Genomic DNA, 18,223 nt, shown 5'->3' with positions numbered 1-18,223 from the left:
AAACAGGAATCAAAAGACCGGCGTATTCCGCCGGTCTTTTTCATTCCGCACGCGGGATGATTTCCTCAGGCACGCAGGCCTTCAGGCGATCGCGGTGGCAGCTTCGGGCTTGGTCTTGCCGCTCAACAATTCCCGTGCCACGCGTTCGGCTTCACGCGCGCTGCGAAACAGACGGCCTTCCAGTGGATTGAAGCGATGGTTGGCTGCGAAGAAACGGAATCCCGCTTTGTCCCTCACCACGATCCCCGCCGGCTCGGAACTCACTTCGATAATATAAGTGTCTGACATTTCGTCTCTGTCCGGATCACTCCGGCCCCCTGATGGCGCACTAACGCAAGATGACTGAAAAGGTTTCAGAGAAATGTGCGTTGACACGCAGCCGTCATCGCACGGCCCGCATCACGAGCTTGGCGCGGCGATACAGCGCTCGGAGACGAGCAACCATTCGCAGAGGGATGTTTGGCATTCGAAGTCATCGTTATCAGGATCAGCATGATGAAAGGCTGCCTTTCGGTTGCTTCGTGCCATGAGCATATAACGATTTCACGACATCGCGAACAACGAAGTGACGCACCATCAAAATTAGCACTGCATATGCTGCGTTGCAGCCGCGCGTGAGAATAAACGCTGCGCCGCGACAGAAATTGCGGAACCAGACTTTCATAAATGGAATAACTTCAACGCCGCGAGTCAGTTTTCGTTGCTGTTGCGCTGCGCACATGCATCACGGCGCGACCATCGACATAGATTCATATTCAACCAAAAGATGATCTGGCAGCCGCACCGCTGGCGTATTGGATGTCAGCCACGCCGCATCGACATCGTTTGTCCTGTTCAAGGCGGATCGACCGCTTCAGCGCAAACATGTTCGGCGTGTCGGCCACGAATCGTTCGTCATGCAATCGCAAGGCACCGATGCAGACCTGCACGATGATTCAAAAATCCGAAATGGTGAAATTCGCGAGCGGCCATTCCAGATCGGTCCATCCGAAATCCGGAATCTTGCTGGCGCGAAATGCAATTGCGGATATGCGACATCGGATTCCGGGAATGCTGACGCAAAACCACCACGCGCGAAAGGCGGTTCCACAACCTCAACGACAGCCAACAGTGCGGGTAAATTCCGCAGATAGATTACATCTAAAGTATTGACCCTCCGGGGCACGGGGCCTATCGTTACTACCGTTCCGAGGGGGGCTCCGTCACAGGAGCTGAGATACCGCGATGGTGCGGTGACCCTTTGAACCTGATCCGGGTCATGCCGGCGAAGGGACAGGGATGTTTCAGAACTCAGCGTCGTCGGACGCAACTCATCACATTAAAGACGCGGCCAATATGCAGGGCGCAGGCCGCCGCATCACCATCGTCGGCGCAGGCGTCGCCGGTGCATGGCAGGCGCTGTCGTTCGCCAAGGCGGGCTATAGCGTCAAAGTAATTGAGCGCGATGACGCGGCGATGACGCACGCCACCAGCCATTTCGCCGGCGGCATGCTGGCACCGTGGTGCGAACAGGAAACGTCCGAACCCGTCATCACCCGGCTCGGCACCCGCTCGCTCGACCTGTGGCGCACCGAACTGCCCGACACGCCGTTCAACGGTTCGCTGGTCGTGGCGCATCCGCGCGACCGCGCCGATTTCGATCATTTCGCGCGCATCACCAGCGACTATGAACGGCTCGATGCTGCCGCCATCGACAAGCTCGAGCCTTCGCTCGAAGGCCGCTTCCGCGAGGCGCTGTTCTTTCCGCATGAAGGCCACGTTGAGCCGCGCCGTGTGCTGCCTCAACTGCACGAGAAAATCGCCAAGGCCGGCGGCGAAATCCGCTTCAACAGCGAATGCGAGCCCGACAAACTCGCGAGCGACGGCGGCCTTGTGATCGACTGCCGCGGCATCTTCGCGCGCGACGCCGTCAAGGACGTCCGCGGCGTTAAGGGCGAGATGATTATTGTCGAAACCGATGAAGTGTCGCTGTCGCGCCCCGTGCGCGTGATGCATCCGCGTTGGCCGCTTTACGTCATCCCGCGCGAGGATCATCGCTTCATGATCGGCGCGACGTCGATCGAGAGCGAGGACAATCGCGTCAGCGTGCGCTCCGCACTCGAACTGCTGTCGGCCGCTTATGCGCTGCACCCGGCTTTCGGCGAAGCGCGCATTATCGAAATGGGTGCGGGCCTGCGCCCGGCCCTGCCTGACAATCTTCCGCGCATCGCCATCTACGGCAATCGGATCAACGTCAACGGGCTGTACCGCCACGGCTTCCTGCTGGCACCCGCGCTTGCGGAGCTGACGGTGAATTACGTCACACGCGGCCTGATCGACAACGAGGTGATGCAATGTTCGTGACCGTCAACGGCGAGCGCCGCGAGATCAAGGCGACCCGTGTCGCCGATCTGCTGAGCGAGCTTGAATATGAAGGCACGCATGTCGCGGTCGCGCTGAACTACGACGTGGTGCCCCGCGCGCGCTGGGGCGAGACGCCACTGAACGACAACGATCTGGTTGAAATCCTCACGCCACGGCAGGGAGGGTAATGGTGAAAAGCACTGTCAAATTCTACGACAAGGAATTCTCTTCGCGGCTTCTGATCGGTACAGCGCTGTATCCGTCGCCGAAGATCATGCAGGATGCGATCCGCGCCTCGAAAAGCCAGATCGTCACCGTCTCGATCCGTCGCGAGATGGCGGGCGGCAAGACCGGCGATGCGTTCTGGTCGCTGATCCGCGAACTCGGCGTCACCGTACTGCCGAACACCGCGGGCTGCAAAAGCGTGCGCGAAGCCGTCACCACCGCGAAGCTTGCACGCGAACTGTTCAACACCTCATGGATCAAGCTCGAGGTGATCGCCGACAACGAGACGCTGCAACCCGACGTGGTCGGCCTTGTCGAGGCGGCGGAGATTCTGGTGAAGGACGGCTTCCAGGTGTTTCCTTATTGCACTGAAGACCTGTCAGTTGCGCAGCGCCTCGTCGATGCCGGTTGCCGTGTGGTGATGCCATGGGCGGCGCCGATCGGCAGCGCGCGCGGCATTACCAATCGCGATTCCCTCAAACTGCTGCGCACCCGCCTGCCGGACATCACTCTTGTCGTCGATGCCGGCATCGGCGCGCCGAGCCACGCCGCGCAGGCGCTTGAACTCGGCTTCGACGCCGTATTGCTCAACACCGCGGTCGCGAAAGCAGAGCGTCCTGTCGAGATGGCGAACGCTTTCCGTCTGGCGATCGAAGCGGGCCGCGCCGGTTACGAAGCGGGCCTGATGGAAGCCCGCGACCTCGCCTCACCTTCCACCCCTGTCGTTGGGACACCGTTCTGGCATGCCGTATCCTGATCGCTTCTATCCTGTCGTCGACACGGTCGCATGGGTTGCGCGGCTGGCGAAGCTTGGGGTCGGCACCGTGCAACTGCGCGCCAAGGATCTCGACGATATTAAGGCGAACGCGCTGGTGCGCGACGCGCTCGCTTCCGTTCGCGGCACCGCGACCAAGCTCGTGGTCAACGATTACTGGCGCGCGGCCATCGACAACGGCGCGCAGCATCTGCATCTCGGCCAGGAAGACCTCGTGGATGCGGACCTTGCAGCGATCCGCAAGGCGGGGCTGACGCTCGGCGTTTCCACTCATGACGAGGAAGAACTCGCCAACGCGCTTGCCGCCGATCCGGATTATGTCGCGCTCGGCCCGATCTTCTTCACCACACTGAAGTCGATGCGCTTTAAGCCGCAGGGCATCGAGCGCATCACCCGCTGGAAACAGATGATCGGCGGCCTGCAGCTGGTCGCGATCGGCGGCATCAAGCTCGAACACGCCGCCGAGATTTTTGCGGCCGGCGCGGATTCCATCGCTGTCGTCAGCGATGTCACCCAGAACGCCGATCCGGATGCGCGCGTGCGCGCCTGGCTCGATACCGCGATGGAGGTGGCGTGATGGAAATTTCGTCATTCCGGAGCGCGAGCAAACCCGGAATCCCACTCAACAGTTTTCCACTTCTAGATTCCGGATCGGTTCGCTTCGCGAACCGCCCGGAATGACACCGACAAAACCCTCAAGGAGGATGCCATGAACAAGCCTATCACCGATATCAAAGCTGCCGTCACCACCGGTCCCCTGCCGTCGTCGCGCAAGATTTTCTCGACGCCCGACGCGGCGCCCGACCTGCGCGTGCCGCTGCGCGAGATCATCCTTTCCGAAGGCGCGGGCGAGCCGAACCTGCCGGTGTACGATACCTCCGGCCCCTACACCGACCCGAACGTGCTGATCGACGTCAACGCCGGTCTGCCCCGCACCCGCATGGCCTGGGTGAAGGAGCGCGGCGGCATCGAGGAATATCAAGGCCGCGAGATCAAGCCGGAAGACAACGGCAATGTCGGCGCCAAGCACGCCGCGGCTGCCTTCAAGGCGCACCACAAGCCGGTGCGCGGTGTCGGCGATGCGCCGATCACCCAACTCGAATTCGCGCGCGCCGGCATCATCACCAAGGAGATGATCTACGTCGCCGAGCGCGAGAACCTCGGCCGCAAGCAGCAGCTTGAGCGCGCGGAAGCCGCCCGCGCCGACGGTGAATCGTTCGGCGCCGAAGTGCCGCTGTTCATCACCCCGGAATTCGTGCGCAGCGAGATCGCGCGCGGCCGCGCCATCATCCCCTGCAACATCAACCACGCCGAGTTGGAGCCGATGATCATCGGCCGCAACTTCCTGACCAAGATCAACGCCAACATCGGCAACTCCGCCGTCACCTCCTCGGTCGAGGAGGAAGTGGACAAGATGGTGTGGGCGATCCGCTGGGGTGCCGACACCGTGATGGACCTCTCCACCGGCCGCAACATCCACACCACGCGCGAATGGATTCTGCGCAACGCGCCGATTCCGATCGGCACCGTGCCGATCTATCAGGCGCTGGAGAAGTGCGACGGCGATCCGGTCAAGCTGACCTGGGAGCTTTACCGCGACACGCTCGTTGAACAGTGCGAACAGGGCGTCGATTACTTCACCATCCACGCCGGCGTGCGCCTGCCCTACATCCACCTCACCGCCAACCGCGTCACCGGCATCGTGTCGCGCGGCGGCTCGATCATGGCGAAGTGGTGTCTTGCGCACCACAAGGAGAGCTTCCTCTACACTCACTTCGAGGAAATCTGCGACCTGATGCGCAAGTACGACGTATCGTTCTCGCTCGGCGACGGCCTGCGTCCGGGCTCGATCGCCGACGCCAACGACCGCGCGCAGTTCGCCGAACTCGAGACGCTCGGCGAGCTCACGCAGATCGCGTGGAAGAAGGGCTGTCAGGTCATGATCGAAGGCCCCGGCCACGTGCCGCTGCACAAGATCAAGATCAACATGGACAAGCAGCTCAAGGAGTGCGGCGAAGCGCCGTTCTACACGCTTGGGCCGCTGACCACCGACATCGCACCGGGTTACGATCATATCACCTCCGGCATCGGTGCGGCGATGATCGGCTGGTTCGGCTGCGCGATGCTCTGTTACGTGACGCCGAAGGAGCATCTCGGCCTGCCGAACCGCGACGACGTGAAGGTGGGTGTTATCACCTACAAGATCTCGGCGCATGCCTCCGACCTCGCCAAGGGCCACCCGGCGGCGCAACTGCGCGACGACGCCCTGTCGCGCGCGCGCTTCGACTTCCGCTGGGAGGATCAGTTCAACCTCGGCCTCGATCCTGAAACGGCGGTCGCCTATCACGATGAGACGCTGCCGAAGGAAGCACACAAGGTCGCCCACTTCTGCTCGATGTGCGGCCCGAAGTTCTGCTCGATGAAGATCACGCAGGACGTGCGCGACTATGCCGCCACCTTGGGCGACAACGAGAAGGCCGCGCTCTATCCCGAGGGCAAGGCGCTTCCCGGCGTCGGCCTGTCGATGTCAGGCGTGATCGAGGACGGCATGGCGCAGATGAGCGAGAAGTTCAAAGCCATGGGCAATCAGGTCTATGTCGAGGCCGAAGCCGTCAAGGAGAGCAACAAGGCTCTGTAAGCGGCTTTCTTATCCATCACCAAGCCTTTGACGGCGCCGGAATTTCCGGCGCCGTTTTTATATCTGATGAAGAAAGTGGCATTAAAACACGGCCGGGATTGAACCTTTCCAAAGCTTTCTGCAACGAACACGGTACGATGCCAGCAGTCCTTTCCTTTGCTGACACCGTGCTGGTATATTGTTGTTTCCTTGCATTGCGGATCATTTGAACATGAACGGCTCCAAAGATTCGGATCATTCCGGCACTTATCTTAAGCCGGACGATTTCAAAGACGACGCTCCTCTGCAATTGACGCCTGCGCATTCTGAAATCGCCGATGACCTGATCGAGGGCGTGACGATCACGCCTCTTGCACGCCGCACGGATAACCGCGGAAGCTTGATCGAACTTTTGACGACTCGCGACAACATCATCGAGCCCATCGTCCATGTTTATCTTGTTGAGGCAAAAGCCGGGTCGGTGCGCGCATGGGTCTATCACCGCCGTCAGCATGACCGGCTTGCTTATACCCAGGGCTGCTTTCAGGTCGCCCTGTACGACATCCGGGAGAAGAGTCCGACCTTCAAAAAACTCTCGGTTCTGACGTTCGGCAAGGACCGCCCGGCTATGCTCCGGATTCCGCCTTACGTCGTTCACGGCGTGAAGAATATCGGCGACGAAGATTCGACATTCGTCAATCTGCCGACCAACATCTATGATCCTAAAAATCCGGACAAGTCACGGATCTCCGCAAGCGACCCGCGCATTCCGTTCAGTTTCAATGACTGACAAACCGGCTTTCTCGATCGTTCTGGCGACGTATGGCCGCGGCCTGCATATCGCTCCGACGGTCGAGGCCGTGCTGCGCCAGGACTTTGATGACTTCGAACTCCTTGTCGTCGGTGACGGCTGCAAGGACGAAACTGAATCCGTCGTGCGGTCATTTTCCGACAGGCGGATCACCTGGCACAATCTGCCGCAGAATATGGGGAGCCAGAGCTTTCCCAATAACGAGGGAATTCGCATCGCCCGTGGCGAATGGATCGCCTATCTCGGCCACGACGACATCTGGACGCGGGATCACCTGTCCAGAATTCGCGCAGCCAGTCTTCACGACAAGAGCGCCGACTTTGCCGTCTCCGGCTGCGTGTATCATACGCCGCCCGGAACCGGCATCTATTATGTCCATGGCTTGTTCAAAGAGTCCGATAACATAGCCGGATATTTTTTCCCGCCCAGCTCTATCGCCCATCGGCGCGACGTGACGGAGCGAATTGGCCCGTGGCAGGATCCGCGTTCGATTGCAAAATCGGTTGATTACGATTTCATGCAGCGAGCCCTCAAGGCCGGGATGAAATTTGTTTCCACCGGCGTTATCACCGTCCACAAATTCGCCGCCGGTCACCGCTATCTGTCTTACCTGCGGGTCAGCAGCGACGAGCAGCGCGATATGCTGGCCGCGCTCATCAACGGGACAGCGCCGGAGCCTGCGGAAATCGTGAAAACAGCAATGGAGGCCAATACCTTCATGCTGACGGACTCAACGGACTACGAAAAAACATACAAGCCCGGGGTCGTGTTCGAGACAAACCGGCAGAACAAGGGCCTCTCGAGGCCACCATTGTCGCCATTGAACAAATGCACCATCATCCGGCAAACACACGAAGCTCGCGCCCTCGACTGGCAGGGTTTCGCGCATAAACGCCCCGAATTTCGTTGGTCCGGCCCAAATCCAAGACCGAAGATTCTGATCCCCTACACCGGTCAGCGCGCGCACATTACGCTTGAAGCGCTTACAAAGAATTTGTCCGAACTGACGATGTATGTCGAAGATCGTCGCGTCGAATCCCGCATCAGGAAAGGCTTGTTCGGCAAATCGCGCATCAGGGCAGAGATTCCTCTGAAGGCGGACGATTACACAGTGTTGACTCTGGATAAACCGACAGTTCCTCTTTCCTCGCTCCACAAAGGTAAGGACGATCGCCCGGTCGGGGTCGCCATAGCGAACATTGTGCTAGACCCTATTTTCTGAACAGTGGCCCGTTCGGAGCTCCAGGTGACTGCCGGCGCAAAGAGTGCTGTAATTCAAGACATGTCACAGAACCCAGACCTCGATCATTGGGAGGCCCGTTTTGCCTCGCCGGACTATCGCTTCGGCAAGGAGCCGAACGAGTTTCTGGTGCACTGCAAACCGCTGCTCCCGCGCACGGGAAGAGCCCTCGCGGTTGCCGACGGCGAAGGACGGAACGGCGTCTGGCTCGCAATGCAGGGCCTCGACGTGACCTCGACCGACTTCTCGCCGTCAGCGCAAGCCAAGGGACGCAAGCTCGCGGCCGAGAATAATGTCACCGTCAACTTCGTCGAGGCCGATGCGCACGAGTGGCCCTACCCCGATGAAGCGTTCGACGTCGTCGCGGAAATCTTCACCCAGTTCAGCACGCCCGAGAAGCGCCCGAAGAAATGGGCCGGCATGCGGCGCGCACTCAAGCGCGGCGGGCTCCTGATTCTGCAGGGCTATACGCCGAAGCAACTTGATTACGCCACCGGCGGGCCGAAGAATATCGCGCAGCTTTATACGCGCGACCTGCTGGAGCGCGCGTTCGGCGATTACAATGACGTCCGCATCGTTGAGGAAGAACGCGAACTGCAGGAAGGCCCCGGCCATTCCGGCTTGTCGGCCGTGATCGGACTGACCGCCCGGAAACCATGAAGCAAGGATAGCGCCATGAGCAACAATCCGCTGTCACTTCAGGAAATCGATGAGCGCATCGCCATCGCACGCGACAACATCCGCGAGATCACCGAACAGGCCGCCGCGGAGTCCGGCGCCGCCGACGAAGCACGCAATGCCGACCGGATCGCCGAGCAGAACGAAGAACTCGACCGGCTGATGAAACTGCGCGAACAGCTTTTGCAAAAGAAATAGCGGCACATACGGTTGCACACAATCACAGCGCGAACGTCTTCGCCGAATCGCGTTCGCAGCCAAGCAGAATGAAACTTGAAATTATATCGTGTGCGCGATCGCAGCAGCGCGACGTAACAACTCGTGAATGATAACTCTCGCACAAACACCAGCTTGAAAAAGTCGAGAGCTATCAAGACGATGGCAGCAATGCAGCGAATTCGGCGAAGTCAAAATCATCAGTTCCATGAAGGGATTAGCCGGGAATTAGGAATTCGTTAACCATACGCGCCGACCCTTCGCATCACTGGGGGGGCTATCCGTTCAAATGTTCTCTCAACCCGAGAGGATTGGTATCGATCGGGAGATGCTGATGGCCCAAGATTCACAAAACTCATCTGTCCACGCGCTGGAACTTCCGCCGTTGAATCCGGCAACGACCCCGAATGAGGTCGTTCCGTTTCTGATTGGATCGACAGTCGGAGAGATCGAGCGGGAGCTTGTCTTGCAGACCCTCGTCCGCTGTGGGGGCAACCGCACGCGCGCGGCGCGTGTTCTCGGCGTCTCGGTGCGAACGCTGCGCAACAAAATAAGACAATATTCGTCAGACGGGGTTGAGGTGCCGGCTCATAGCTAAAGCTGACGAACGCTGATGCGATCCGTTGGCGTTCGCGCTTCATCAAAATGTTCGGATCATCGGGTCTGATCCGGGGAACTGCTCCGCGGCTTTATGTTTTCTTTTTAGCGCTCTTCGCAGCCTTCGGCGCTTTCTTCCTTTTAGTCTGATTGAACTCAATCGCCGCGCGCACAAGCGCCTTCAGCGCACGCGAGTTGACCTTATCGCCTTCGAAAAAATCGATCGCCCGCCTCTGGTTGCCTTCGAGGCCCGCGTTGAACAATTTGTCCGGGTCGGGAAGCCTCGCACCGTGATCGAATGTCAGCTTCACTTTGCCTTTGTGAGCATTGGCAACCGCGATGATCCCGTCGCGCGACCACACCGGGCTACCCATCCACTTCCATTCCTCGACGATCTCCTTGTCAGCCGCGAGAATGGTCTTGCGAACAGCGGCAAAAGTCTCACCGCGCCAGTCCGTGATGCTCGCGATCAACCCGTCGATTTTCTCCGATGGAGTCATGCAACCCTCATGCTTCACAGTCTCGAATTCCCAATACCACAACCATCTGCAACACGCGGCCATCTGGCAGATCATCTTAACAAGCCGGCGATTTTATTCCCTCGCTTCTCACAAAAATCTCACCTCATGCGATTTTGGTGTCATGTTAGCTTTCTCGCCGAGCGGCCCGTCAAGCGGCCGCCCTGGGGAGAAAACAACATGAAATTAGTCCATGCCTGTGTCGCGATGACCTTAGCTTCCTTTTCACTCGGCGCAGCCGAGGCCGCCGATTATCCCGCGCCGAAGCAAGGCGACTTCATCGCCCGGAATTTCAAATTCCACACCGGCGAGACCATGCCGGAGCTAAAGCTGCATTATGCGACCGTGGGCGAGCCTACCGGCCAGCCGGTGCTGGTGCTGCACGGCTCCGGCGGCAGCACGGCGACCATGCTGACGCCGACCTTTGCAGGCCAGTTGTTCGGCCCCGGCCAACCGCTCGACGCCACCAAATATTTCATCATCATTCCGGACGGCATCGGTCATGGCAAATCGTCGAAGCCGTCCGACGGCATGAAGACCGCATTCCCGAAATACGACTATGACGACATGGTTGAGGCGCAATACCAGCTCGTCACGCAAGGACTCGGCGTGAAGCACCTGCGCCTCATCATCGGAAATTCGATGGGCGGCATGCAGACCTGGCTGTGGGGCGAGAAATACCCGACCTTCGCAGATGCGCTGGTGCCGATGGCCTCGCAGCCGACCGAAATGGCGGCGCGCAACTGGCTCCTGCGCCGCGCGATGCTGGAGACGATCCGCAACGATCCCGGCTACATGAACGGCAACTACACGACGCAGCCGCCGATGATCAAATACGCGGTGGCGGCATTTGGCCTCGCCTCGGCTGGCGGCACGCTCGGCTACCAGACGCTCGCGCCCACCGGCGAGAAGGCCGACAAGATGTACGACGCCCGCATCAACGGGCCGTTTCACGCCGACGCCAACGACTTCGTCTATCAGTGGGATGCGTCGCACGACTTCAATCCGTCCGCGGCACTCGACAAGATCGTGGCGCCGGTGCTGCTCATCAACGCGGCCGACGACGAGCGAAACCCGCCGGAGACCGGCGTGACGGAAGCCGCGATGAAGCGCGTGAAGAATGGAAAGATCTATCTCATCCCGGCCAGCACCGAGACACGCGGCCATTCGACCACGGCGAATGCGAAATTCTACAGCCAGCAGCTTGCCGACTTCATCGCCGCGACGGCGAAGTAAGTCGGTATCGATTCCGGTACCGCGAACTTTTTCAAAGTCTCTCTCAAAGCCCCGGTCCTTGCCGGGGCTTTTTGCCGTCCGGAGCCGAAAACAAAGCTGCTCTTTGTGCCGGGCACCTTGCCGGAATCATTCGGCCCGGCATAGTTCGGAGTGAATGATTCCCCAGCAGGTGCCGCATGAAATATCTGACCCACCCGCTCACTATCGCGATCCTGCTGGCCTTCAATGGCGGCGTCGTCGATACCGCAGGCTTTCTCGGCCTGCACGGGCTGTTCGTCGCCCATGTCACCGGCAACTTCGTGACCATGGGAGCAGCGATCATCGGCGGCGGTCACGGCTTCATCGGCAAACTGCTGGCGCTGCCGGAATTCGTTGTCATCGTGGCGCTCGCCCGTCTCGCAGGCACCGCCATGCGCCGGCGGAATTGGCCGGCCATGCCGATTCTGTTCGTCACCAAGATCCTGCTTCTCATCACCTTTACAGTCATGGCGATCTGGCACGGACCGTTTTCCGACGGCGACTCCTCAATCGCGCTCTGGACCAGCGCTGCCGGCGTTGCCGCAATGGCGATGCAGACGGCCGTGCAGCGCGTCCACCTCGCGGACATGCCGCCCTCCACCATGATGACCGGCTCTACCGTGCAGGCGACGCTGGATGCCGTCGACCTCCTCACCCGTGCCCACCCCGAGCAGCGGGCCGCAACCCGCGCGCGGCTTGGCCGGCTGTGCTGCACCATCTTCGCCTTCGCCTGCGGCTGCGCGATTTCGGCACTGCTGTTTTCCTATGTCGGCTTCTGGTGCCTGCTGCTGGCCGTGATCGTCGCCATGTGCGCCACCGATCTGCAATCGTCCCGCTAGTGTGGTGGTTTAGAAGTTCGCTCCTGAAGGTGCGGCATGGTGAGGCGAACTTCGGATTCAGGTCACTAGAGCTGAAGCGCGAGCGGCGCGGGAAATCCTTGCGTCCCGCCATTTCCGATTGCAGACTGGCGTCTCTCGTGGGGGCGCGAGTGTGTACAAGACAATCAAGAACGTAGTGTCCGGCATCGCGATAGCGGCACTGGCCGCCGTAACGGGGGCGTGCAGCACGCGCGACCCATCCGTATTCCAGAACGAGGCCAATACGATCGCCGCCGGCAACTGGCGGATCGAGCGGACACCGGACCGCATCACCGGAGTCCCGGTGCCAAGCGCACAGCTCGCGACCCAGCACTCCTCCAACAGCGCGGTGCCTCACACCAAGCCCGCGGTCATCCAGCTCACCTGCTTCGAGAACAGACCAATTATCCGTTTCTCGTTCGAGTTCAGGATCGGCAGCGATCTTAATTCGGAGCTCGGCTACCGGTTTGACGACAAGCCGGGCCACGACAACGTGCCCTCACGCGTGCTGCTCGGCTACAAGGTCATCGTGATTGAGGATGGTGCGACGGTCGCGCAATTCACGCACGAATTGGCGTCGTCGAAATCGCTAGTGGTGAGGGTCAGGTCGCTGAACGCAGGCCGCACCGTGGCGGATTTCGAGACCGACGGCGGCAAGACGGCAATCGATGCCGTCCTCGCAAATTGTCCCGCAACGGCTGGGCCGATGCGGGACAAAAGGGCAAAATCCTGAAACGTGATCGCGAACGCGATCAGGCTTCTTCCGGCGGATTGTCGTCGCCGATGTGGCCCATGTGGCGCTGTTCGTAGAGCTGCAGGCCAACCCGCGCGATGAGATCAAGCTGGGTTTCGAGGAAGTCGATGTGACCTTCCTCATCCTTCATCAGCGACTCAAACAGGTCGCGCGAGACGTAATCCTTCACGCTGTGGCAGTAGGTGGCGGCCTCCTGGTAGAGATCGCGCGCGCCATGTTCGGCGGCGAGGTCACACTCCATGACTTCCTTGACGTTCTGGCCGATACGCAACGGGTCGAGCACCTGCATGTTCGGAAACCCGTCGAGGAATAGGATGCGATCAGTGAAGCGATCGGCGTGATGCATCTCCTCGATCGATTCCTTGCGCCACTGCTTGGCCAGTTCCTTCAGGCCCCAGTGGTTCAGAAGGCGGAAATGAACCCAGTACTGGTTGATGGCCGTGAGTTCGCTCCGCAGACCCTTGTTCAGATAGTCGACAACCTTCGGATCACCCTTCATGGCCACTCCTTTTATCTCCTGAAACGAACCAAAACCTAGTTTAGAATGTTTCTAAATGAGATTTGGAGCCGGGGCAAGCCGACACATCAGCACATGAAATTGTAGGGAAGACTCGCGAAAGCCGAGGATCAGGCCGCTTCGTCCAGCGGAGCTTTTTCAGCAGAATCAGTATTATCTGCCACCGCAGCGGTGTGCGGGCATCCTGCACAGCAGGATTTGGCGCAAGCGCCGAGAGCTTCATCCATGATCTTGCGGATGGTGCGGGCGCAACGGCCACACTGAGCGCTGCAGCCGAGGCAGCCATAGACCTGTCCTGCCGTCCGGGGAGGCTGCTGTGTGTCGGTCACGACACCGCGAACATCGTGGTCGCTCAACACATTGCAGGAACAGACGATCATCAGCACCAACATTGGCGGTAAGAAAGGTCCCCTTCGATATGTCATCCTCCCTGACCGGATGCAAAAGCAAAACGGCCAGTTTCAAGCTATTCCAAACTGGCCGTTATCCAGGGCCCGCCTGCCCGCTTCCGTCTCCCCCGGCGACGCCGTTCCCGGAAAACCCGTGTTCCCCGATCAACAATCATGGACGAGTGTTACGGCAAAACTGCATGACATCTTGAAAGGCAAACAATTCCAATAATTTAAACTATCCCCAGCATTAACGCGTTGGCGTTTTCTTAACTGCTTGATCGCATTTTGGTCACATAAGGCACGTACTTCGCACGTGCACAAACCCCGACAATACGAAGTGAGGATCATGCGGATACTTCCGATTGCTATCGCTGTTGCCCTGATGTCGATGAGCGCACCCGTCGTCGCACAGGAAGCATCGGTCAAGCCCGCCAAGGCCTCCGTCCTCCACATCGCGATGAGCGAAGTGGCGATCATGCGCTGCCACGCCGCGCTCAAGCTCAAGGCCGAGCAGGAAAAACACTGGCCGGCGGTCGTCGCCGCGCTGCGCGCGCTGTCGCGCGGACCGGTGACCGAGGAAGCCGTTCGCCGCGCCGCTCCGGCCGTGACGCCGCTTCTGGAAACGCTGGACGACCGGCAGCGCCAGGTGGCGATGAACTTCGCCCAGCGCGCAGGCCTCACCCAGTACGCCTCGCTGTTCTGATTTCCGCATCGCCTTGTGCGATGCCTGTCGATCCGGGCTCCGGCGCTGTGCGATGCAATCGGCACAGCTTCGGAGCCTTCTTCGTTTCGGGATATGAAACAGCGTGCCCAAAATATCGCCTGATCGGCACCAACGGCATGGCGTTTTTGGCACGCACGATGCATTAGGACCATCGTAGGACCCTTGCCGTATTTCTTTCGGCTGCCAGTGCCCCTCAGCATCGACGCACCGCCAACATGACACCGTATCAAAGAAACCGTTACGTCCGGCACGCCCGCGTGTTTTCCGCCCGCTGGCAGCGGCGCGCCATCTTCCTGCTGGGCGGCGTCGCGGTGGGTGGTGCGGCAGTCGGGCTGGCGTTGCTCTCCGATCAGGCCCAGATCGCATTCGCATGGCTGATCGCGAAAGAACGTTACGCATCGCTGATCGTCACGCCGCTCGGCTTCATGCTGTCGGTCTATCTGACCAACAAATATTTCCAGAACGCGCAGGGAAGCGGCATTCCGCAGGCCATCGCCGCGCGCCACCTCACCGACCCGACCGCGCGCAACACGCTGGTGTCGATCCGCATCGCCATCGGCAAGGTGCTGCTGACGCTGCTCGGCCTCATCTGCGGCGCATCGGTGGGACGCGAAGGCCCGACGGTTCAGGTTGGCGCATCGATCATGTTCGCGCTCGGCCGGTTTTCTCCGCGCCGTCAGCCCGGCCTGATCCTCGCGGGCTCCGCTGCCGGCGTCGCCGCGGCGTTCAACACCCCGCTCGCGGGCATCGTGTTCGGCATCGAGGAAATGAGCCGCGCCTTCGAGACGCGCACCAGCAGCCTCATCATCGCGGCTGTGATCGCCGCCGGTCTGACGTCGCTCTCGCTGATGGGCAACTACTCCTATTTCGGCAGCACACCCGCGACCCTTCGCATGGGCATGGACTGGCTTGCCGTACCGGTGTGCGGCGTCGTCGGCGGCCTCGCGGGCGGCGTCTTCAGCCGCATCCTCATCCTGATGGCGCGCGGCATCCGCCACCCTGCAGGCTACGCTATCAAGAACTATCCGTTGCTGTTCGCGCTGGCCTGCGGCTTCGCCGTCGCGATCTGCGGGATCGTGTCAGGCGATACGATTTACGGCACCGGCTATACGCAGGTGAAGGCAGCGCTCGAGGGCGGACATCCCCTGCCGGAAAGCTTCGGCATCCTGAAATTCCTGGCAACGACCTTTGCCGCGATCGGCGGCATTCCGGGCGGCATCTTCTCGCCCTCGCTGGCCATTGGCGCAGGCCTTGGCGCCAACGTCGCGGCGCTGTTTCACGACACCGCCCTGAGCGCCCTGATGCTGCTCGGGATGGTGTCGTATTTCGCAGGCGTCGTGCAGGCGCCCATCACCGCCTTCGTGATCGTCACCGAGATGACCGACAATCACGCGATGGTCGTGCCGCTGATGGCGGCGGCGCTGATCGGCCATGCAACCTCGCGCCTGATCTGCACGGAAGGCGTGTATCACGCACTGGCGAAAGGCTTTGCCGCCGAGGCGGAGCAGCCTCATCCCGCGCCGGCCGCATCAAAAATATAATCGGCCCGATTCCTCGATAGATTCGCTTCCGCCCTCATTCGAGGCCAGAATTTCTGTCCACCGGGATGCCGCCCCAGTTTGGCCAGGCCAATTTAATTATCTGGAATTTCTCCTGAATTTTGCGGCTTTACGCAGAATCCAAGGCCACATGCCCGGATTTTTGCTGCGCGGCCTAAAAGTTCATGGCAGAAAGCAGGCGCGCCCGTTCAGCCCCCATTCAAAGCGTCCGGTGCAACCTTCAGGCGCGGTGACCGTTGTCCGGGCCGTTCATAATTCGAAAGGTGAAGCCATGAAGAAGATGATCCTGGCAGCCGCAGCGGCCGCCGCCCTTGCAGCAGCAAGCCTCGCGCCCGCGCCGGCAAGTGCGCGCGACGGAGGAGCCGTTGCTGCGGGCGTCCTCGGTGGTCTCGCCGCAGGCGCCATCATTGGCGGCGCTGCCGCGTCCGCCCCTCCGCCGGCCTATTACGGCCCCGGCCCGGCCTATGTCGCGGGTCCGCCCTGCTACTGGCGCCGTGAGCGCTTCTGGGATGGCTACGGCTGGCGCGTCCGTCGCGTTCAGATCTGCGACTAAGCAGGCTCTGACCGTTTAAGAGTTTGAATACCAACACCCCGGCTTCACCAGCCGGGGTGTTTTGATTCCAGTCTCCTTAAACATTTCAGGTTTCGATGGCAGCACCGCGGGAAGCCCGAGGAGTGATGCCCATGAAAACCCTGTGCGCCTTGTTCGTCCTTGCAACGGTCTCGGGCTTGCTCGCCGGTGCGATGCCGGCCCTCGCCGCCGACCTTCCTGACAACCGCGCGCCGGTCTATGTGCCGCCACCGCGGGTTTATGTCGTTCCGGGATGCCGCCTCGGCACTGAGCGCTGGTGGGATGGTTACGGCTGGCACATCCGAAGCATTCAGGTCTGCAACTGATCGTGCAACAGCGCGAGGATCATCGCCCTGTCTGCATCGCTCGCAGCACACTTTCGCTCGGCCAACAATCGACCTTCAATCCCGCGCGCTTCTGATACGCGCCGAGGGCTGCGCGCGTCAGCATGCCTGCCTTGCCGTCGATCTTGTCGGCGTAAAGCCCGATCTCGGTGAGCTTCTTCTGCATCGCCTCGACGTCAGTGGTCCGCAATTGCGATGACGCGGACCACGGCGTTGCGAAGGGTTGACCGTCGTTCATCCGGTCACTGAGGTGGCCGACGAACAGCACATAGAGATCGGAGAAATTGTATTCCTTGATGACGAAGTAGTTCTTCGTCACCAGGAAAGACGGGCCGTAAATTCCTTCGACCTGCAACAATGAGGCCGGCGTCGCTTTTTCCGCCGCGCTCAACTGACGTCCGCGAACCGGCACGAAGCCCTCGCGCAGCCATTCGCCGAGCGGCTTCGTCACTTCAGGCACGCCCTCGGTGCAATCGGCGCGCGGCGGCGCCTTCACCTCATAGGCCCAGCGGATGCCGCGCTGCCAGCCCTTGTTGACGAGTTGCTGCGCGGCGGACGCCAGCGCATCCGGCACCGAGGTCCAGATGTTGATGTGTCCGTCCTTGTCGAAATCCACGCCGTGCTTGGCAAGCTCGGACGGCAGGAATTGTGTCAGCCCCGTCGCGCCGCCCCATGACGTCCGCAAGCCTTTGCGCGTGACGTCGCCGTGCTGGATCAGCTTCAGCGCTTCGATAAACTCATTGCGATACTGATCCTTGCGGCGGCCGACATAGGCCTGCGTCGCAAGCACGGTCAGCCCGTCATAGGGCAACTGGTAGCGGCCGTAATCTGTTTCGCGGCCCCAGATCGCGAGGATAATCGTGCCCGGCACACCGAAGCGGCGCTCGATAGCAGCGAGCGTGTCGTGATATTTCGATGCAAGCTGCTGGCCATCGACAGCGAGCCGTGCGATCCGCGCTTCCTTCACATAATCCGCTGGCACCTGAACGAACTCGGCCTGCGACGGCGCGCCGGTCTTGGGGCGGCCCGGAAGTATCAGGTCCGGCAATTTGTAATCGGGTTTGAGGTCGCGCGTCTGCGTCTCGAACGTCGCGCGCGTGACTCCGGCCTTCTCGGCATCCGGCCAGAGCGAGGCGACGAAGCGCGTGAAGCCGTCATCGGCGGCATGGGCCGGTCCCAGCCTGCCGAAACAAAAAGCAAGACCCAGACAAAGGCCGAGCACAAGGCCGCG

General features: G+C 60.6%; 23 protein-coding genes and 1 riboswitch. Of the genes, 18 read left to right on the top strand and 5 right to left on the bottom strand.

Annotated elements, in window-relative coordinates; all coding sequences use genetic code 11:
- Nucleotides 1–81: 81 nt before the first annotated feature.
- Nucleotides 82–288 carry a hypothetical protein gene (locus AFIDRAFT_RS14660; protein ID WP_009340312.1) on the bottom strand — a complete coding sequence of 69 codons (207 nt, stop codon included), beginning with the start codon at nt 286–288 and terminating at the stop codon, nt 82–84.
- Nucleotides 289–1,180: 892 nt separating this feature from the next.
- A riboswitch (TPP riboswitch) is annotated at nt 1,181–1,291 on the top strand.
- On the opposite strand from AFIDRAFT_RS14660, the gene thiO reads away from it, so the two are divergent.
- From thiO to AFIDRAFT_RS14605, 10 genes are all read left to right on the top strand, one after another.
- Nucleotides 1,279–2,343, top strand: a complete 1,065-nt coding sequence (gene thiO / locus AFIDRAFT_RS14650; protein ID WP_009340311.1) for a glycine oxidase ThiO — start codon at nt 1,279–1,281, stop codon at nt 2,341–2,343. It overlaps the preceding riboswitch by 13 nt.
- Nucleotides 2,334–2,531 carry a sulfur carrier protein ThiS gene (thiS, locus tag AFIDRAFT_RS14645; protein ID WP_009340310.1) on the top strand — a complete coding sequence of 66 codons (198 nt, stop codon included), beginning with the start codon at nt 2,334–2,336 and terminating at the stop codon, nt 2,529–2,531. Before thiO ends, thiS begins: the two co-directional genes overlap by 10 nt.
- Nucleotides 2,531–3,325 carry a thiazole synthase gene (locus AFIDRAFT_RS14640; RefSeq protein WP_009340309.1) on the top strand — a complete coding sequence of 265 codons (795 nt, stop codon included), beginning with the start codon at nt 2,531–2,533 and terminating at the stop codon, nt 3,323–3,325. Before thiS ends, AFIDRAFT_RS14640 begins: the two co-directional genes overlap by 1 nt.
- On the top strand, nt 3,312–3,920 hold the full coding sequence (locus AFIDRAFT_RS14635) for a thiamine phosphate synthase (protein WP_009340308.1): 609 nt from the start codon (nt 3,312–3,314) through the stop codon (nt 3,918–3,920). Before AFIDRAFT_RS14640 ends, AFIDRAFT_RS14635 begins: the two co-directional genes overlap by 14 nt.
- Before the next feature lie 132 nt (nt 3,921–4,052).
- A complete protein-coding gene (gene thiC / locus AFIDRAFT_RS14630; RefSeq protein ID WP_009340307.1) occupies nt 4,053–5,981 on the top strand; it encodes a phosphomethylpyrimidine synthase ThiC in 1,929 nt (642 codons plus the stop codon).
- A 211-nt stretch (nt 5,982–6,192) separates the two neighbouring features.
- On the top strand, nt 6,193–6,750 hold the full coding sequence (locus AFIDRAFT_RS14625) for a dTDP-4-dehydrorhamnose 3,5-epimerase family protein (RefSeq protein ID WP_009340306.1): 558 nt from the start codon (nt 6,193–6,195) through the stop codon (nt 6,748–6,750).
- Nucleotides 6,743–7,993 carry a glycosyltransferase family 2 protein gene (locus AFIDRAFT_RS14620; protein WP_009340305.1) on the top strand — a complete coding sequence of 417 codons (1,251 nt, stop codon included), beginning with the start codon at nt 6,743–6,745 and terminating at the stop codon, nt 7,991–7,993. The genes AFIDRAFT_RS14625 and AFIDRAFT_RS14620 overlap by 8 nt, the downstream gene beginning before the upstream one ends.
- A 60-nt stretch (nt 7,994–8,053) precedes the next feature.
- Entirely contained in the window at nt 8,054–8,671 is a 618-nt protein-coding gene (locus AFIDRAFT_RS14615) for a class I SAM-dependent methyltransferase (RefSeq protein ID WP_040298497.1), read from the top strand.
- A gap of 15 nt (nt 8,672–8,686) precedes the next feature.
- Nucleotides 8,687–8,887, top strand: a complete 201-nt coding sequence (locus AFIDRAFT_RS14610) for a hypothetical protein (RefSeq protein ID WP_009340303.1) — start codon at nt 8,687–8,689, stop codon at nt 8,885–8,887.
- Between the two features lie 352 nt (nt 8,888–9,239).
- The gene (locus AFIDRAFT_RS14605) at nt 9,240–9,503 is read left to right on the top strand and encodes a helix-turn-helix domain-containing protein (protein ID WP_009340302.1); all 264 of its coding nucleotides are present in this window, start codon (nt 9,240–9,242) and stop codon (nt 9,501–9,503) included.
- A 91-nt stretch (nt 9,504–9,594) separates the two neighbouring features.
- On the opposite strand, the gene AFIDRAFT_RS14600 is transcribed toward AFIDRAFT_RS14605, so the two are convergent.
- Nucleotides 9,595–10,002 carry a DUF1801 domain-containing protein gene (locus AFIDRAFT_RS14600; protein WP_009340301.1) on the bottom strand — a complete coding sequence of 136 codons (408 nt, stop codon included), beginning with the start codon at nt 10,000–10,002 and terminating at the stop codon, nt 9,595–9,597.
- 198 nt (nt 10,003–10,200) lie between these two features.
- Here AFIDRAFT_RS14600 and AFIDRAFT_RS14595 point away from each other — a divergent pair, with 198 nt between their 5' ends.
- The 3 genes from AFIDRAFT_RS14595 (at nt 10,201) to AFIDRAFT_RS14585 (ending at nt 12,864) form a co-directional block, all read left to right on the top strand.
- Nucleotides 10,201–11,256 carry an alpha/beta fold hydrolase gene (locus AFIDRAFT_RS14595; protein ID WP_009340300.1) on the top strand — a complete coding sequence of 352 codons (1,056 nt, stop codon included), beginning with the start codon at nt 10,201–10,203 and terminating at the stop codon, nt 11,254–11,256.
- A 176-nt stretch (nt 11,257–11,432) separates the two neighbouring features.
- Complete coding sequence (locus tag AFIDRAFT_RS14590) at nt 11,433–12,113, top strand: YoaK family protein (RefSeq protein ID WP_009340299.1); 681 nt, start codon at nt 11,433–11,435, stop codon at nt 12,111–12,113.
- Nucleotides 12,114–12,264: 151 nt separating this feature from the next.
- Nucleotides 12,265–12,864 (top strand): hypothetical protein, encoded by a 600-nt coding sequence (locus AFIDRAFT_RS14585; protein ID WP_009340297.1) that lies wholly within the window; start codon nt 12,265–12,267, stop codon nt 12,862–12,864.
- 19 nt (nt 12,865–12,883) lie between these two features.
- Here the strand turns inward: AFIDRAFT_RS14585 and bfr are convergent, their stop codons facing one another.
- On the bottom strand, nt 12,884–13,384 hold the full coding sequence (gene bfr / locus AFIDRAFT_RS14580; protein ID WP_009340295.1) for a bacterioferritin: 501 nt from the start codon (nt 13,382–13,384) through the stop codon (nt 12,884–12,886).
- Nucleotides 13,385–13,512: 128 nt separating this feature from the next.
- Nucleotides 13,513–13,782: a (2Fe-2S)-binding protein gene (locus AFIDRAFT_RS19575; RefSeq protein WP_048757059.1), complete on the bottom strand. Its 270-nt coding sequence runs from the start codon at nt 13,780–13,782 to the stop codon at nt 13,513–13,515.
- Here AFIDRAFT_RS19575 and AFIDRAFT_RS20070 point away from each other — a divergent pair.
- The 5 genes from AFIDRAFT_RS20070 (at nt 13,721) to AFIDRAFT_RS14560 (ending at nt 16,974) form a co-directional block, all read left to right on the top strand.
- Complete coding sequence (locus tag AFIDRAFT_RS20070) at nt 13,721–14,023, top strand: hypothetical protein (protein WP_197083265.1); 303 nt, start codon at nt 13,721–13,723, stop codon at nt 14,021–14,023. The two genes, AFIDRAFT_RS19575 and AFIDRAFT_RS20070, sit on opposite strands and share 62 nt — an antisense overlap.
- Before the next feature lie 117 nt (nt 14,024–14,140).
- Nucleotides 14,141–14,497 carry a hypothetical protein gene (locus tag AFIDRAFT_RS14575; protein ID WP_009340292.1) on the top strand — a complete coding sequence of 119 codons (357 nt, stop codon included), beginning with the start codon at nt 14,141–14,143 and terminating at the stop codon, nt 14,495–14,497.
- Between the two features lie 236 nt (nt 14,498–14,733).
- On the top strand, nt 14,734–16,059 hold the full coding sequence (locus AFIDRAFT_RS14570) for a chloride channel protein (RefSeq protein ID WP_009340290.1): 1,326 nt from the start codon (nt 14,734–14,736) through the stop codon (nt 16,057–16,059).
- Between the two features lie 289 nt (nt 16,060–16,348).
- Nucleotides 16,349–16,630, top strand: a complete 282-nt coding sequence (locus tag AFIDRAFT_RS14565; protein WP_009340289.1) for a hypothetical protein — start codon at nt 16,349–16,351, stop codon at nt 16,628–16,630.
- A 131-nt stretch (nt 16,631–16,761) separates the two neighbouring features.
- Entirely contained in the window at nt 16,762–16,974 is a 213-nt protein-coding gene (locus AFIDRAFT_RS14560) for a hypothetical protein (protein WP_009340288.1), read from the top strand.
- Between the two features lie 19 nt (nt 16,975–16,993).
- Here AFIDRAFT_RS14560 and AFIDRAFT_RS14555 read toward each other — a convergent pair whose 3' ends face one another.
- The gene (locus AFIDRAFT_RS14555) at nt 16,994–18,214 is read right to left on the bottom strand and encodes a lytic murein transglycosylase (RefSeq protein ID WP_050789613.1); all 1,221 of its coding nucleotides are present in this window, start codon (nt 18,212–18,214) and stop codon (nt 16,994–16,996) included.
- Nucleotides 18,215–18,223 lie beyond the last annotated feature (9 nt).

The organism is Afipia sp. 1NLS2 (assembly GCF_000178995.1).
Lineage (GTDB): Bacteria > Pseudomonadota > Alphaproteobacteria > Rhizobiales > Xanthobacteraceae > Afipia.
Note: the sequence above shows the minus strand (reverse complement) of the source record. Positions and strands in the feature narration are given on the sequence as shown.

Bases quoted from the DNA above. Each gene is read 5' to 3' on its own strand.
- AFIDRAFT_RS14660 (WP_009340312.1), bottom strand. From the start codon at position 288: ATGTCAGACACTTATATTATCGAAGTGAGTTCCGAGCCGGCGGGGATC.
- thiO (WP_009340311.1), top strand. From the start codon at position 1,279: ATGTTTCAGAACTCAGCGTCGTCGGACGCAACTCATCACATTAAAGAC.
- thiS (WP_009340310.1), top strand. From the start codon at position 2,334: ATGTTCGTGACCGTCAACGGCGAGCGCCGCGAGATCAAGGCGACCCGT.
- AFIDRAFT_RS14640 (WP_009340309.1), top strand. From the start codon at position 2,531: ATGGTGAAAAGCACTGTCAAATTCTACGACAAGGAATTCTCTTCGCGG.
- AFIDRAFT_RS14635 (WP_009340308.1), top strand. From the start codon at position 3,312: ATGCCGTATCCTGATCGCTTCTATCCTGTCGTCGACACGGTCGCATGG.
- thiC (WP_009340307.1), top strand. From the start codon at position 4,053: ATGAACAAGCCTATCACCGATATCAAAGCTGCCGTCACCACCGGTCCC.
- AFIDRAFT_RS14625 (WP_009340306.1), top strand. From the start codon at position 6,193: ATGAACGGCTCCAAAGATTCGGATCATTCCGGCACTTATCTTAAGCCG.
- AFIDRAFT_RS14620 (WP_009340305.1), top strand. From the start codon at position 6,743: ATGACTGACAAACCGGCTTTCTCGATCGTTCTGGCGACGTATGGCCGC.
- AFIDRAFT_RS14615 (WP_040298497.1), top strand. From the start codon at position 8,054: ATGTCACAGAACCCAGACCTCGATCATTGGGAGGCCCGTTTTGCCTCG.
- AFIDRAFT_RS14610 (WP_009340303.1), top strand. From the start codon at position 8,687: ATGAGCAACAATCCGCTGTCACTTCAGGAAATCGATGAGCGCATCGCC.
- AFIDRAFT_RS14605 (WP_009340302.1), top strand. From the start codon at position 9,240: ATGGCCCAAGATTCACAAAACTCATCTGTCCACGCGCTGGAACTTCCG.
- AFIDRAFT_RS14600 (WP_009340301.1), bottom strand. From the start codon at position 10,002: ATGACTCCATCGGAGAAAATCGACGGGTTGATCGCGAGCATCACGGAC.
- AFIDRAFT_RS14595 (WP_009340300.1), top strand. From the start codon at position 10,201: ATGAAATTAGTCCATGCCTGTGTCGCGATGACCTTAGCTTCCTTTTCA.
- AFIDRAFT_RS14590 (WP_009340299.1), top strand. From the start codon at position 11,433: ATGAAATATCTGACCCACCCGCTCACTATCGCGATCCTGCTGGCCTTC.
- bfr (WP_009340295.1), bottom strand. From the start codon at position 13,384: ATGAAGGGTGATCCGAAGGTTGTCGACTATCTGAACAAGGGTCTGCGG.
- AFIDRAFT_RS19575 (WP_048757059.1), bottom strand. From the start codon at position 13,782: ATGATCGTCTGTTCCTGCAATGTGTTGAGCGACCACGATGTTCGCGGT.
- AFIDRAFT_RS14575 (WP_009340292.1), top strand. From the start codon at position 14,141: ATGCGGATACTTCCGATTGCTATCGCTGTTGCCCTGATGTCGATGAGC.
- AFIDRAFT_RS14570 (WP_009340290.1), top strand. From the start codon at position 14,734: ATGACACCGTATCAAAGAAACCGTTACGTCCGGCACGCCCGCGTGTTT.
- AFIDRAFT_RS14565 (WP_009340289.1), top strand. From the start codon at position 16,349: ATGAAGAAGATGATCCTGGCAGCCGCAGCGGCCGCCGCCCTTGCAGCA.
- AFIDRAFT_RS14560 (WP_009340288.1), top strand. From the start codon at position 16,762: ATGAAAACCCTGTGCGCCTTGTTCGTCCTTGCAACGGTCTCGGGCTTG.